At 71.9% G+C, this 14,028-nt stretch carries 12 protein-coding genes; 9 read left to right on the top strand and 3 right to left on the bottom strand.

All coding sequences use genetic code 11. From position 1 onward, the window contains the following. Nucleotides 1-11 precede the first annotated feature (11 nt). Complete coding sequence (locus DVW87_RS06080) at nt 12-2,732, top strand: exo-rhamnogalacturonan lyase family protein (RefSeq protein ID WP_239017777.1); 2,721 nt, start codon at nt 12-14, stop codon at nt 2,730-2,732. A 3-nt stretch (nt 2,733-2,735) separates the two neighbouring features. Here the strand turns inward: DVW87_RS06080 and DVW87_RS06075 are convergent, their stop codons facing one another. Next, the gene (locus DVW87_RS06075) at nt 2,736-5,150 is read right to left on the bottom strand and encodes a glycosyl hydrolase 115 family protein (protein WP_181814731.1); all 2,415 of its coding nucleotides are present in this window, start codon (nt 5,148-5,150) and stop codon (nt 2,736-2,738) included. A 99-nt stretch (nt 5,151-5,249) separates the two neighbouring features. Between DVW87_RS06075 and DVW87_RS06070 the strand changes: the two genes are divergently transcribed. Genes DVW87_RS06070 through DVW87_RS06055 form a run of 4 tightly spaced genes read left to right on the top strand, consistent with a single transcriptional unit; the run spans nt 5,250 to nt 8,518 of the window. Then, the gene (locus DVW87_RS06070; protein WP_239017776.1) at nt 5,250-6,260 is read left to right on the top strand and encodes an alpha/beta hydrolase fold domain-containing protein; all 1,011 of its coding nucleotides are present in this window, start codon (nt 5,250-5,252) and stop codon (nt 6,258-6,260) included. Nucleotides 6,261-6,309: 49 nt separating this feature from the next. Next, the gene (gene modA, locus DVW87_RS06065) at nt 6,310-7,068 is read left to right on the top strand and encodes a molybdate ABC transporter substrate-binding protein (protein WP_114686784.1); all 759 of its coding nucleotides are present in this window, start codon (nt 6,310-6,312) and stop codon (nt 7,066-7,068) included. Next, nucleotides 7,065-7,745 (top strand): molybdate ABC transporter permease subunit, encoded by a 681-nt coding sequence (modB, locus tag DVW87_RS06060; RefSeq protein WP_114686783.1) that lies wholly within the window; start codon nt 7,065-7,067, stop codon nt 7,743-7,745. The genes modA and modB overlap by 4 nt, the downstream gene beginning before the upstream one ends. After that, complete coding sequence (locus DVW87_RS06055) at nt 7,742-8,518, top strand: ATP-binding cassette domain-containing protein (protein WP_114686782.1); 777 nt, start codon at nt 7,742-7,744, stop codon at nt 8,516-8,518. Before modB ends, DVW87_RS06055 begins: the two co-directional genes overlap by 4 nt. 107 nt (nt 8,519-8,625) lie before the next feature. Here DVW87_RS06055 and DVW87_RS06050 read toward each other — a convergent pair whose 3' ends face one another. Together DVW87_RS06050 and DVW87_RS06045 are read right to left on the bottom strand one after the other, a co-directional pair. Next, the gene (locus DVW87_RS06050) at nt 8,626-9,219 is read right to left on the bottom strand and encodes an exopolysaccharide biosynthesis protein (RefSeq protein ID WP_114686781.1); all 594 of its coding nucleotides are present in this window, start codon (nt 9,217-9,219) and stop codon (nt 8,626-8,628) included. A gap of 63 nt (nt 9,220-9,282) precedes the next feature. Next, complete coding sequence (locus DVW87_RS06045; protein WP_114686780.1) at nt 9,283-9,840, bottom strand: TlpA family protein disulfide reductase; 558 nt, start codon at nt 9,838-9,840, stop codon at nt 9,283-9,285. A 19-nt stretch (nt 9,841-9,859) separates the two neighbouring features. Between DVW87_RS06045 and argH the strand changes: the two genes are divergently transcribed. From argH to DVW87_RS06025, 4 genes are read left to right on the top strand one after another with little or no spacing between them, the layout of a single operon-like run. Further along, a complete protein-coding gene (argH, locus tag DVW87_RS06040; protein ID WP_181814758.1) occupies nt 9,860-11,224 on the top strand; it encodes an argininosuccinate lyase in 1,365 nt (454 codons plus the stop codon). Continuing rightward, the gene (locus tag DVW87_RS06035; protein WP_114686778.1) at nt 11,224-11,466 is read left to right on the top strand and encodes a hypothetical protein; all 243 of its coding nucleotides are present in this window, start codon (nt 11,224-11,226) and stop codon (nt 11,464-11,466) included. Before argH ends, DVW87_RS06035 begins: the two co-directional genes overlap by 1 nt. Nucleotides 11,467-11,471: 5 nt before the next feature. Continuing rightward, entirely contained in the window at nt 11,472-12,767 is a 1,296-nt protein-coding gene (gene lysA, locus DVW87_RS06030; RefSeq protein ID WP_114687104.1) for a diaminopimelate decarboxylase, read from the top strand. Next, entirely contained in the window at nt 12,764-13,516 is a 753-nt protein-coding gene (locus DVW87_RS06025; RefSeq protein WP_114686777.1) for a precorrin-2 dehydrogenase/sirohydrochlorin ferrochelatase family protein, read from the top strand. Before lysA ends, DVW87_RS06025 begins: the two co-directional genes overlap by 4 nt. Nucleotides 13,517-14,028: the final 512 nt, after the last annotated feature.

Here is a 14,028-nt window from a genome sequence, read left to right as displayed (position 1 = left end):
TGGAGTTTGCCATGATTTCTCGTCGCGATACGTTGAAGGCGGCGCTGCTGGGCGGCGGCGTGGCGATGCTGCCGGTGCGGCTGGAGGCGGCGCCGGTCGCCCCGTTCCAGCCGGCTGGCGTGCGCTGGATCGACGGCGCGGCGCCCGCGCTTCATGCCGGGCAGACGTTCGGTGTCGCCTGGCCGCGTGGCCTGCTGAAGCGGAGCACCGCGCTGACGGTCACGGCGCGCGACGGCAAGCCGGTGCCCTCGCAGGGCTGGACCACCGCGACATGGCCGGACGGATCGATCAAGTGGAGCGCGCATGCAATCCCCGCGAATGTGGTGCCAGACGGGCTGGTAGTGACGCGGGGGCGGCCGATCGCTCCGGCGAAGCCGGTGCGCGTTGCCGAGGCCGCCGATGCGGTGACGATCAGCGTCTGCGAGACGCGCTGGGAGATCGGGAAGACCGGTGCGGCGCTGATACGCCAGGCGAGCGTGGACGGCCGCGCGGTGCTCGGCCCCGTGACGTTGGTCGGCGCGTCGCGCACCGAGCCGCTGCATGGCGCGGACACGGCGTTCGAAAGCCGCATCGAGAAGGTGACGGTGGAACAGCGCGGACCGGTGCGCGCGGTGGTGAAGATCGAGGGCGCGCACATGGCCGGTGCGCGGCGCTGGCTGCCGTTCTCGGTGCGGCTCTATGCATATGCCGGCTCGCCAGGCCTGCGCGTGGTGCACAGCTTCGTGTTCGACGGCAACGCTTCGCAGGATTTTCTCTCCGCGCTGGGCGTACGCGCGAGCGTTCCGCTGAAGGGGGCCGAGTTGTACGATCGCCATGTGCGCTTCGCCACCGATGGCCAGATGTTCGCCGAAGGAGTGCGACCGCTTACCGGCCTGCGTCGCGATCCGGGCGGCGCGTTCAAGGCGGCGCAGGTCGCCGGCCAGGCCGTGCCGCCGCTGGCGCAGATGGCCAAGCCGGTGCGCGACACGCTGGAGCGCATTCCGGCCTGGGGCGAGTTCCGGCTCGAGCAGCCGACCGCCAACGGCTGGGCGATCACCAAACGCACCGCGCCCGCACAGGGCTGGATCGATGCCGACGAGGGGCACCGCGCGCCGGGGCTTGCCTATGTCGGCTCGCCCTCCGGAGGCGCGGCGCTCGGCGTGCGCTATTTCTGGCAGCGGCACCCGACCGCGCTGCACATCACCGGCGCGACCGGCGATGCCGCGCAGCTCACCGCCTGGCTGTGGTCGCCGGATGCGCCGGCGATGGACATGCGTCCCTACCATGGCACGATGGGGATGGAGAGCTTCGACGCGCAGAACGAGGGGCTCTCGATCACCTATGAGGATTACGAGCCCGGTTGGGACGATGCGAGCGGCATCGCGCGGACGGCCGAGCTGATGCTGTGGGCGTTCCCGGCGACGCCCGCTTCCGACCAGTTGAAGGCGCTCGCCACCATGCAGGCGACCCCGCCGCAATTGATGGCGGAGCCGGCGCACCTCCACGCCGCGCAGGTGTTCGGCGACTGGAACCTCGTCGATCGCTCCACGCCGAACCGCACCGCGATCGAGAACCAGCTCGCCAACCTGATCGACTTCTATGCCGGCGAGGTGGACCGCCGCGCGTGGTACGGTTTCTGGAATCACGGCGACGTGATGCACACCTATGACAGCGACCGGCAGCGCTGGCGCTACGATATCGGCGGCTTCGCATGGGACAATAGCGAGCTGTCGCCCGACCTGTGGCTGTGGACGCAGGTGCTGCGCACGGGCGATGCCAGGACCTGGCGCTTCGCCGAGGCGATGACGCGGCATACCGGCGAGGTGGACGTCTACCATCTCGGCCGGTTCAAGGGCATGGGCACGCGCCACGCGGTGCAGCATTGGGGCGACAGCTCGAAACAGCCGCGCGTCAGCAATGCGAATTATCGCCGCATCTTCTATTACCTGACCGCCGACGAGCGGGTCGGCGACCTGCTGCGCGATCTCGTTACCTCCGACCAGACGCTGACCAATGTGGAGATCGGCCGCAAGGTGCCGAGCCGTGCGAAGCAGCCGGTGCTGCCGGCGGGCACGATCGAGATGACGTTCGGCACCACCTGGTGCCCGCTCGCCGCCGCCTGGCTGACCGAGTGGGAGCGGACCGGCGACGTGCGCTGGCGCGACCGGATCGTGGCCGGGCTCGACAGCATCGGCCGGCTGCCGCACGGCTGGCTGACCGGCAGCGCGCCGTTCGACATGAAGTCCGGCCGATTCATCGATCAGGGCCGCGGCATCTCCGTGAGCCATCTCAATGCGGTGTTCGGCGCGGTGGAGGTGAGTTCGGAGCTGATCCGCCTGTTCGACGTGCCCCGCTATCGGGCGGCGTGGCTCGATTACTGCCGCTGGTACAATGCGCCGGCGGGCGAATGGACGGCCAAGTTCGGCACGCCTTCGGCCGGACGCAATCTGCGCGAAGGGCATTCGCGGCTGACGGCCTATGCGGCGTTCCAGACGAAGGATGCGACGCTGGCAACGCGCGCCGCGGCCGAGTTCCTGTCGGGCGACGCCGGGCTCGGCACCTGGCCCGGCGATCCGCGCCATGTGGTGAACGGCGTGCTGGAATGGCCGGGCGTCTCCACCAATGCCTCGGCGCAATGGGGCCTGGCGGCGATCCAGAACCTGGCGCTGGTGCCCGAGGCACTCGACCGGGCGACGATCGTCGCGCCGGACACGCCGGGGCGGCGGCGCGGCCGGGATCTGGGGCGCGACTGAAGCTCAGCGCGCGGTCAGGATCAGCCGGTCGAGCGCGACGCCGCTGCTGCGCGCGGTGATCGTCAGCCGGTGCGCGCCGGCCGGGAGCGGCGGGCCGAGCGGCACGCGCAGGAGATTGTCGAGCACGGCCCGGCTCCAGGCCTTGTCGCCGGCCGTGCGGGGCAGGTCGATGCGGCTGGGCGGGGCGCCGTCCAGCGCCACATCGAGGTGCAGCGCGCCATCGCCATCGTGCGGGAAGAGCGGCACCAGCCCGAGGTCCAGGCCGGTGGTGGCGGTTGTGGTGAAGCGCAGGGTGAGCGACGCGCCCGGCTGCGCCATCAGCGAGCCCGTGCCGCGACCCAGACCTTCGACCAGCCGCCAGCCGGGCGAAGCGGGCGCGCTCTCCGCTTCCACGAACTGCGGCGCGGGCGGCCCCGGCGGCGCGGGGGGCATGGGGCCGTCCCCCGCGAGGCTGGCGGCGGGCAGCACCACCGGGCTGAGGCGAAAGCCGCGCCATTGATTGTCGGCGGGCTCCTCGGCCAGGATGCCGCGCCATTTGCCGCCGGCGATCTCGTCATTGTAGCGGCGGGTAAGTGCCTTGATCTCGGCGTCGGCGGCGCGGGCGATGCCGGCGGCGGCGCGGGCGCTGTGCGGGTCGTGCTCGATCACCTGGGCGTAGCGTTCCGCGGCAAAGGCGCGGCGGTTGGCGGCGGCGGCGGCCAGCACGGGATAGTCGACCAGTTCGAACCAGGCATCGCGTTGAGCGCCCGCGATGCTCGCGCCGGCGCGCGTGGTCGCGTCCGCCAGCGCGGCAAAGCGGGCGAGCCGCGCGTCGATCTCCGCCCCGCTCCAGGTGCTCGGCCGCGGCTTCTCGCCGGGCAGCCACCATTGCAGATGTTCCGGCCGGCGCTCGAAATTGAGCCGGAAATGCTCGTCCAGCAGTGCGCCGGCGGCCGGCGTGCCGAAGGTGCGCGTCGCCCAGCGATCAAGCCATTGCCGCTGCGTCAGCCGGCGCTCCGCAGGCATGTTCCAGGCGAGATCGAAGAACCGCTCCAGCCCGATCTCGCCCGGCTTGATGTCGCCGGCATTGACCATCCAGAAGCGCCGGGCGCCCGCGTCGAAGGCGCGGGTCATCTCCTCCTGGATCAGGGCGGGCGGCGTGGTGCCGAGCCACAGATAGGACAGGGGAGCGCCGAGATAGGAGAGGTGGTAATAAACGCCGTTGCCCCCGCCCCGCGCGCGCTCGGCAGGGCCGGGGAACTGGCGCAGATAGCCGAAATTGTCGTCCGGCCAGACGAGCGTCACGTCGTCCGGCACCCGCAGCCCGGCGCGGTAGACGTCGAGCACTTCCTTGTAGGGCGTGAACAGCTGCGGCACCCGGGTCACATCCGGGTTCGCCGCGCGCAGCAGGTCGCGCTGGTCGGCGATCACCTTGTTCAGCAATGCCTGGCGTCCGGGCAAGGTGGTCGCGCCCAGCATGCCGCTGTCGTGGATGCCGCGCATGCCGAGCGGCCAGACATTCTCGTAGGCGCCATTGCTCGCCACACGCTCGCGCCAGTAGGCGGCGACGCCTTCGGGGTTGGTGGCGTAGTTGAACGCATCGGGCGCGCCGTGCCACTCGCCGACATTGTTGCGCAGCATCGGCTCGGCATGGCTGGCGCTCATCACCATGCCATGTTCGTCGGCAAGCCGGGCATTGGCGGGATCGGCGTTGAAGGGGGCCGACACCTTGTGCATCGCCGGCCACAGCGTGTTGGCGCGCAGCCGCAGGAGCAGCTGGAAGATACGGCGATAGCTTTCCGGACCGAGATTGCCGCGGGCCGGATCGAGCGTGCGGGCGGCCCAGGGTTGCAGCCCCCAATCCTCGTCGTTGAGGAACAGCCCGCGATAGCGCACCGAGGGCGGGCCGAAGCGGCGGGTGCCGGCGGGGACGACGAGCATGCCGTGCCGCGCGGGGGCCACGTCCGCCCACCAGACCCAGGGCGAAACGCCGATCGCCCGGCTCAGCTCATAGGCGCCGAACGCGGTGCCGCGCCGGTCGCTGCCGACAATGGCGAGCGCGCGTCGCCGGTCGGGCAGGCGGACGGTGGCGATCACGAAGCTCTCCCACGCGCCACTCAGGTGCGACACGTCGAGCTGCCCGCCCGCGGCCAGCGCATCCAGCAGCCGGTGATGCCCCAGCGTGCCGATCAGCACGACCGGGCCGCCGGCGGGCAGGCGGGTGGCGATGGCGGGCCGCGCGCCGGAGACGGCGGCGAGGTCGCCGGCCAGATCGTCGGCGGCATGGGCGACGGCCGGCGCGTCCGCCGGATCGAGCAGCAGGGTGGCCGCGCGCCCGCTCTGCGCCAGCACGACGCCGCCGGCGCGCGGCGCAAAGGCGACGAGCGGCGCGGCCTCCCGCGCCTGGGCCGGCAGCGCGAGCAGGGCGGCGAACAGCACAAGGAGCAGGCGAATGGCATCTCTCCCGGCCGAACGGTTGCCGGCGACGGCGGGCAGGCTATTGTCTGACCAAAGCGAAGACAAGGCGGGAGCGGCGACATGACAAGCAGGCGCGCGGTGTTGGGCGGGATGGCAAGCGGGCTGGTGATGGCCGGCCTGCCGGCGCGGGCGTTTTCGCGGAGCGTCGCGCCCGGTCCCCTCTCCCTCGTCGATCCGGAAATGCGGGCAGGGCTGGCGGGCCACCAAACGCTGGATTTCACCGCCGCGCTGCTGCCGAGCGTCCGCCGCCCGCCGGCGAGAGTGGCGCCGCCGCTCGCCGAGCGCATGCTGCCGGGATTGCCCGGGCAGCCGCCGGTGCGCACGGTTCAGTTCGATGGTGCCCCGGGCCGCAAGGGGCGGGGCGCGCTGGTGTGGATCCATGGCGGCGGCTTTGTCTCCGGCACGGCCGGTATCAATGCGGGCCTGCAGCGGCTGGCGGCGGAGAAGGGCTGGCTGGTCGTGTCGGTGGAATACCGGCTGGCGCCCGAGGCGCGGATCGAGGCGTCGCTGGCGGACAATTATGCGGCGCTGCGCTGGGTGCACGACAATGCCGACGCGCTGGGCGTGGACCGGCGGCGGATCGCGGCGGGCGGCAGCAGCGCGGGCGGCGGCCATGCCGCGATGCTGGCGCTCGCCGCGCGTGACCGTCGCGAGGTGCCGCTGGCCTATCAGGTGCTGATCTATCCGATGCTGGACGATCGCACCGGCAGCACGCGGCCGGCCAGGCCCGGCACCGGCGACTTCATCTGGACGGCGGCCTCCAACCGCTTCGGCTGGACCTCGCTGCTGGGCGTGCCCGCGGGCGAAGCGAAAGTGCCGGCGCGCACCGTGCCGGGCCGGCGCAGCGATCTCGCCGGCCTGCCCCCTGCCTTTGTGGGCGTCGGCACGCTGGACCTCTTCCTGGACGAGGACATCGCCTATGCCGGGGCGCTGGCCGCCGCGGGCGTGCCGGTGGATCTCGCCGTGGTGCCCGGCGCCTATCATTCGTTCGACGGCATCGCCGCGCAGAGCCAGGCAAGCCGGGCGTTCACCGGACGGTGGATGGCCGACCTCGCGGCCGCGCTCGGCTGAGCCGCCGTTATATCTGGCGGAATATGGCAGCGGGCGGCATAAGCGCGCCATGCGCCGCCGCCTCTTCCTGCTCGCCTGTTCGGCCATGCTGCTGGGCGCGGCGCCCCCGCCGGCCGGCATCACGGTGTTCGCCGCCGCCTCGCTGACGGATGCGCTGGGCGCGCTGGGCCGCGCCTATACGCAGGCCACGGGCGTGCCGGTGCGCTTCTCCTTCGCCTCCTCCTCGCAGGTCGCGCGGCAGATCAACGGCGGGGCGCGGGCGGACCTGTTCGTGTCGGCCGACAGCGCGTGGATGGACGAGGTGCAGCGCGCCGGTCGCGTGCAGCCCGGCACGCGCGCGACCCTGCTGCGCGGGCGGCTGGTGCTGGTGGCGGCGCGCGGCACTGCGACGCGGCTGGCGATCCGGCCCGGCTTTCCGCTGGCGCAGGCGCTCGGCGCAAGGGGGCGGCTGGCGGTCGGCGACCCGGCGTTCGTGCCGGCCGGCCGCTATGCGCAGGCCGCGCTGACGCGGCTCGGCGTGTGGCCGAGCGTTGCCGGCCGGCTGGCGCGCGCCGAGAATGTGCGGGTGGCGCTCGCCTATGTCGCCCGCGGGGAGGCGCCGCTCGGCATCGTCTACGGATCGGATGCCAAGGTGGAGCGCGGCGTGCGCGTGGTCGGCGTCTTCCCGGCCGCGAGCCATCCGCCGATCGTCTATCCCGCCGCGCTGGTGAAGGGCGCGGCGCCGCAAGCGGCCGGTTTCCTGCGCTTCCTCCAGGGCGCGCACGCCCAGGCGGCCTTTGCGCGCTTCGGCTTCCTGCCCGCCCGGTGACCGGCAACGAGCTCGCCATTGTCGCGCTGAGCCTCGGCATCGCCGCGCGGGCAGTGGCGGTGGGTCTGCCGCTGGCGGTGGTGGCCGGGTGGATCATGGCGCGGCGGCGCTTTCCGGGGCGCGTGCTGGTGGATGCGGCGCTGCACAGTTCGCTGTTCCTGCCGCCGGTGGTGGTCGGCTTCGTGCTGATCCTGCTGTTCGGCGCGCAGGGGCCGATCGGGCGGCTGCTGGACGCGGCGGGCGTGCGGTTGATCTTCACCACGGGCGGCGCGGCGCTGGCCGCCGGGGTGATGGCGTTTCCGCTGATGCTGCGCGCCGCCCGCGAAGCGATCGCGGCGGTGGACCCGAAGCTGGAGGCGGCGGCGGCCGGGCTCGGCGCCGGCTTCTGGGACCGGACCTTCACCGTCACCCTGCCGCTCGCGCTGCCGGGGCTGGTGGCGGCGGGCGTGATCGGCTTTGCCGCCGCGCTCGGCGAGTTCGGGGCGGTTATCACCTTTGCCGCGAACATCCCGGGCGAGACGCAGACGCTGGCGCTGGCGATCTACTCCGCGTTGCAGGTGCCGGGCAGCGAGGCGGAGGCGTTGCGGCTGGCCGGCTTCTCCTTTGCCAGCGCGATCGGCGCGCTGCTGCTGTCGGAAGCGCTGCTTGCCTGGGGCCGGCGGCGGGCGGGCACATGACGCTGGCGGTGGCGGTGCGGCGGCGCCTCGGCGCGCTGGATCTCGACGTGGCGTTCGAGGGCCCGGAACAGGGCGTCACCGCCCTGTTCGGCCCGTCCGGCGCCGGCAAGTCGGCCACGCTGGCGGCGATCGGCGGCGTGGCGCGCGACGGAAGCGTGCGGGTGGCACTTGGCGGGGAAGTGCTGACCGACACGGCCGTCCGCGCCTTCGTGCCGCCGGAGCGGCGCGGCATCGGCTGGGTGTACCAGGACGCGCGGCTGTTCCCGCACCTGCCGGTGCGCGCGAACCTGCTCTACGGCAAGCGGCGCGCCGGGATCGATCGCGGGATCGGCGAGGCGGAGGTCGTGCAGGTGCTGGGCATCGAGGCGCTGCTGCCGCGCCGGGTGGCGGAGCTTTCCGGCGGCGAGCGCCAGCGAGTGGCGCTGGGCCGCGCGCTGCTCAGCCAGCCGCGCCTGCTGCTGCTGGACGAGCCGCTCGCGGCTCTGGACGGCGCGCGGCGGGCGGAAATCCTCGACTTCATCGTGGCGCTGAAGGCCCGCTTCGCGCTGCCGATGGTCTATGTCACCCACAGCCCGGCCGAGGTCGCCGCGCTGGCGGACCATGTGGTGCGGATCGAGGGCGGCCGCGTGGTGGCGCAAGGCGCGCCCGCCGCTCTGGGCTTTGCCGGCGAGGAGACGGCGGAGGTGGTGGAGGTTGCCGGCGCCGCCGTGGTGCTGCGCGGCCTTGGCGGAGGGTTGCGGCCCGGCGACCGGGTGCGGGTGGTGCGGGGCTGAGCGCCGGCAGGTGACCGGCGATGGAGGGCGGCGTTCACCCTGCACGTTCCCCGACTGCGCGCCCGCCTGCGCCGGGGAACGGACAGGCGTGGTGCGGGGCCAGGCGCTCACCCCTTCGAGAAGAGGAAGCCGAACCCGGCGGCAACCGCCACGCCCGCCAGGAGGATGGCGACGATCATCACCGCGCCGTCGCGCACCATCAGCGCCAGGCCGAAGGTGGCGATCGCCGCCATCGGCGCCGTGGTGGCGAAGGGAAACAGCTCCAGCGGCGGAACGGTGCAGGCGAGGAGGATGCAGGCAACCGCCGCGATCCGCACGAAGATGCCCTGGGTCAGCGCGGGCAGGCGGCCGTGGAACCAGCGATCGGCCCGACCCGCCGGCTTGCGCGCCTTTTCGGTGGCCTTGCAGACCTTCCTGCTCGAAATCGACCGCCGCTTGAGGAAACCGGGCAGCCAGAGGTGCTTGCGGCCGAACGCAAGCTGCACCGCGACCAGCACGATCACCACCGCCAGCGCCGAGGGCAGGCCCGGGATGGAGCCGACCGGCGAGATGTCGATCAGCGACGGCAGGAGGAGGAAGGGCCCGAACGACCGGCTGCCGAACGCTTCCAGCACATCGCCCAGCACGACCCGTTCGTCCTTCTCCGCCAGCTCCTCCAACGTGTCGAGGATCTCGCCGAGGCTGTTGGGTCCATCTGCCATGAACGGGCAAACGGCAGGTGCCCGGACGGGTTCCTTGCCCGGGTTCCTTGCCCGGGTTCCCGCCTAGGCCGCCTCGGAAAGCAGCTTCCTGGCCTCGGCCGAGGTCCAGTCGAGCGCGCCCGTCACGCGCCAGACTTCCTTGCCGCGGGCGTCGTACAGGATGCTGGTCGGCAGGCTGGCCTGAAAGGCGATGCTCAGGCTGGTCTGCGGATCGACATAGGGCACGAGGCGCGCGGCCTTGTGCGCCCGGAGGAAGGGCGCGACCTTGGCGCCGTCGAGATCCTGCGCGATCGCCATCACCCGCATCGTTCCCGCGAGCCGGTCCAGCGTGGGCAGCTCGCCGATGCACGGGCCGCACCACGTCGCCCACAGGTTCACCAGCACCGGCTTGCCGGCGGCATCGGCGATCCGCGCATGCTTGCCGCCGGGCGCATCGAAGCGGATGTCGGGAGCCTGCTCGCCCTTGTGGCTGCGGTCGATCACATGCGCTTCCTTGCCCGGCGCGACGGCGGGCGGGGTGGCGCGCGCCTTTGCTTGCTCCGCGCCCGGGCTTTGCCTATCGCAACCGGCAAGCAGGACGCTGCCCGCCAGGAGACACGTGATCGTCGAGCGCAAGGACATGTCGGACCAATCCAATGCCATGTGGGGCGGGCGCTTCGCCGAAGGCCCCGCCGCGGTGATGCGCGAGATAAACGCGTCCATCCCCTTCGACAAGCGACTGTGGCGGCAGGACGTGGCCGGCAGCAAGGCGCATGTCGCGATGCTGGGGCGACAGGGCATCGTCTCGGCGGCGGACGCGGCGGCGATCGGCGCGGGGCTGGACCAAGTGGCCGCGCAGTATCAGGCCGACGGGCCGGCCGAGGATCTGGCGCTCGAGGATATCCACATGCAGACCGAGGCGCGCCTGTCGGCCGCCATCGGGGAGGCCGCCGGGCGCCTGCACACCGCGCGCAGCCGCAACGACCAGGTGGCGACCGACTTCAAGCTGTGGGTGCGCGACGCCATCGATGAGGTCGATGCCGCACTGGCCGGGTTCCAGCGCGCGCTGCTGGCGCGGGCGGAGGAGCATGCGGCCAGCGTGATGCCTGGCTTCACCCACCTGCAAAGCGCCCAGCCGGTGACGCTCGGCCATCACCTGATGGCGTATCACGAGATGATCGCGCGCGATCGCGGCCGGTTCGCCGACGCGCGCGCCCGCGCGAACCTTTGCCCGCTGGGCTCGGCCGCGCTGGCGGGGACGGGTTTCCCGATCGACCGCGAGATGACGGCGGCGGCGCTCGGTTTCGACGGGCCGACGCGCAACTCGCTGGATGCGGTGTCCGACCGCGACTTCGCGATCGAATATCTGACAAGCGCGGTGCAATGTTCGCTGCACCTGTCGCGGCTGGCGGAGGAGATCGTGCTGTGGGCGTCGCAGCCGTTCGGCTTCGTGTCGCTCTCCGATCAATGGTCGACCGGCTCCTCGATCATGCCGCAGAAGCGCAACCCCGACGCGGCCGAGCTGGTGCGCGGCCATTCCGGACGCATCCTCGGCTGCCTGACGTCGCTGATGGTGACGATGAAGGGCCTGCCGCTGGCCTATTCCAAGGACATGCAGGACGACAAGCCGCCGGTGTTCGAGGCGCACGACCTGCTCGGCCTGGCGGTCGCGGCGATGACCGGCATGGTGGAAAGCACCCTGTTCCGCACCGACCGCATGCGCGCGGCGGCCGAGGCGGGCTTCGCCACCGCGACCGACCTTGCCGACTGGCTGGTGCGGGTGGCCGACATTCCGTTCCGCGAGGCGCACCACATCACCGGGAAGGTGGTGCGGCTGGCGGAAGCGCAGGGCGTCGCGCTCGACCGGTTGGCATTGGCCGACATGCGCGCGATCGACGAGCGGATCGACGAGCGGGTGTTCGACGTGCTGTCGGTGGATGCGTCGGTGGCGGCGCGGGCGAGCTTCGGCGGTACCGCGCCCGAGCGGGTACGCGCGGCGATTGCCGCGGCACGGGAGAGCATGTGATGCGGATCGGTGGCCTGCTTCTGGGCGCAGCGGTGCTGCTGGGCGGCTGCGGCGCGGCGCGCGACCTCAAACCCGCGCCGGGCGAGCAGCTGCCGGTCGCCCCGCGCGGCGCGACCGCCACGCCCACCGCCGGGCAGCTGACCCAGCCCACCACCCAGCAGCGGCCCGAACGGTCCGATGACCTGATCTACCGTTCGGAGCAGCGCCGCACCGACGGCTTCGACCTGCCTCCTTCCGAATGAACGCCATGAACCCCGATTTTCCGATCCTCGACGGCGTGATGCATGCCGAGAGCGTGCCGCTGCCGCGCATCGCCGCGGAAGTGGGCACGCCCGTCTACATCTACTCCACCGCAGCGATCGAGCGGCAGGCGCAGGCGTTCCGCGCCGGGCTGAAGCCGGCCGGCCGCACGCATCTGGCGTTTGCCATCAAGTCCAACCCCAATCTTGCCGTGCTGCGGGTGCTCGCCAATCAGGGCTATGGCGCCGACGTGGTGTCGGGCGGCGAGTTCCTGCGCGCGCTGGCGGCGGGCATGCCGGCGCAGGACGTGGTGTTTTCCGGCGTGGGCAAGACGCGCGCCGAGCTCGGGCTCGCGCTCGATCGCGGCCTCGGCCAGTTCAACCTGGAGCTGGAGGAGGAAGGGCATGTGCTCGCCGCGATGGCGGCGGAGCGCGGGCTGGTCGCGCAGGCGGTGCTGCGCGTGAACCCCAATGTGGATGCCGGCACGCACGCCAAGATCTCCACCGGCCGCGCGGAGAACAAGTTCGGCGTTCCGATCAGCGAGGCGGGGGCGATCTTCTCCCGTCTGGCCGGGCTGCCGGGGCTGAAGCTCACCGGCGTGGCCTGCCATATCGGCAGCCAGCTGCTCGACATCGCGCCGCTGGAGGTGACCTACGCGCGGATGGGGCAGCTCGTCGCCGAGCTGCGGGCGGCGGGCTACACGATCGACCGGGTCGATCTGGGCGGCGGCGTCGGCGTGCCCTACCGGCCGGGCGAGGTGCCGCCGAGCCTGGACGAGTACGGCGCCATGGTCGCCCGCGTGACCCGCGACTGGGACGTCACCCTGATGTTCGAGCCCGGGCGCGTGCTGGTCGGCAATGCCGGCGTGCTGCTGACGGAGGTGATCTGGGTGAAGCCGGGCGTGGTGAATCCCTATGTGATCGTCGATGCCGCGATGAACGACCTTGCCCGCCCGGCCCTGTACGACGCATTTCACGATTTCGCGGCGGTGCGGCCGACGGGCGCGCGGATGACGGCGAACATCGCCGGTCCGGTGTGCGAGACGGGCGACACGTTCGCGATGGGGCGCGACATCGATGCGGTGGCATCGGGCGATCTTGCCGTGCTTCGCACCGCCGGCGCGTATGGCGCCACCATGGCGTCCACCTATAACAGCCGTGCGCTGGTGCCGGAGGTGCTGGTTTCGGGCGATCGCTACGCCGTGGTCGCCGACCGCATCCTGCCGGAGACGATCTTCGCTGCCGAGCGCGTGCCGGACTGGCTGGCCCCGGCCGCGTCCGCGCCGAAGACCCGGGACGCGTGACGCTGCACAGCCTGCCGCTGTTCGTTCGGCTGGCGGGCCGCCCGGTGATCCTGCTGGGCGAGGGCGAGGCGGCGGACGCCAAGCGCCGGCTGCTGGAGCGCGCGGGGGCGCGGATCGTCGGCGAGGAGGCGGATGCGTCGCTCGCGATCGTGGCGCTGGAGGACGAGGCGGCGGCAACGGCGGCGGTGGCGCGGCTGAAGGCGCGGGGCGTGCTGGTGAATGCGGTGGACCGCCCGGCTTTGTGCGACTTCACGCTGCCCGCCATCATCGATCGCGCGCCCGTGATCGTGGCGATCGGCACCGGCGGGGTTTCGGCGGGGCTGGCCGGCGCGCTGCGGCAGCGGCTGGAGGCCATGCTGCCCGCCGCGCTCGGCCGCCTGGCGGAGGCGCTGCACGGCGCCCGTGCGGATTTGCGGGCGCGCTGGCCGGACAGCGGCGACCGGCGGCGCGCGCTGGGCGCCGCGCTGAACGGCGGCCCGCTCGATCCGCTGACGGCGGCGCCGGAGGCGGTGGCGGCGTGGCTGGGCGGCAGCGAGGCGCCGGAAGCGCGGCGGGTCGTCATCACCCTGCGCAGCGACGATCCGGACGATCTGACGCTGCGGGAAGCGCGGTGGCTAGGGCAGGCGGACGTGGTTTCCTTCGCCGCCGATGTGCCGGTAGCGTTGCTGGACCGAGCGCGGGCCGATGCGGTGCGGGTCGAGGGGCAGCCGCAGGTCGTCGAGGGGCTGCACGTGCATCTGCGCCGGTAATCGGAGGCGGCAGGCAGAACGTTTCCAAATGCCGCTTCGTCCGCTTTCGCCCACTTGCGGACATCGAGCGCAAGTTGCAGACTTCCCGAAAGCGGACGGGAACAACATGCGGAAACCTATGGCGGCATTGATGCTGCTCACCGAGTTGGCGGCGGTGCAAACGCCAATCGGATCCGCTAGCAAACGTACTGCCATACCGGTGTTGATAGACGCGAGTGACTATCCTTACGCCACCGATAAGCTGTCGGACGCGATCTTCTTCAAGGTCATGAACTCCAAGCTCATCACGCCCAACGTTGACGCTCCCGACGCGATGATCGTCAGATTACTTGCACCTAGAACATCGCCGAGAAAGGGGCGCGTCCATGTTCTATATACATGGCACGGCCGAACTATTGCTAAGGCCACCTTCCCGTGTGCTGCGGCACAGGTGGGTTTCTGTAGCACGGCGATAGTCAGGGGAGCCGAAAGGGCGTCACGCGCAATATAGTAATCTCGTAGCCGTTTGTCCG

It is taken from the genome of Sphingomonas aracearum (assembly GCF_003345355.1).
GTDB classification, from domain to species: Bacteria; Pseudomonadota; Alphaproteobacteria; order Sphingomonadales; family Sphingomonadaceae; genus Sphingomonas; species Sphingomonas aracearum.
Note: the sequence above shows the minus strand (reverse complement) of the source record. Positions and strands in the feature narration are given on the sequence as shown.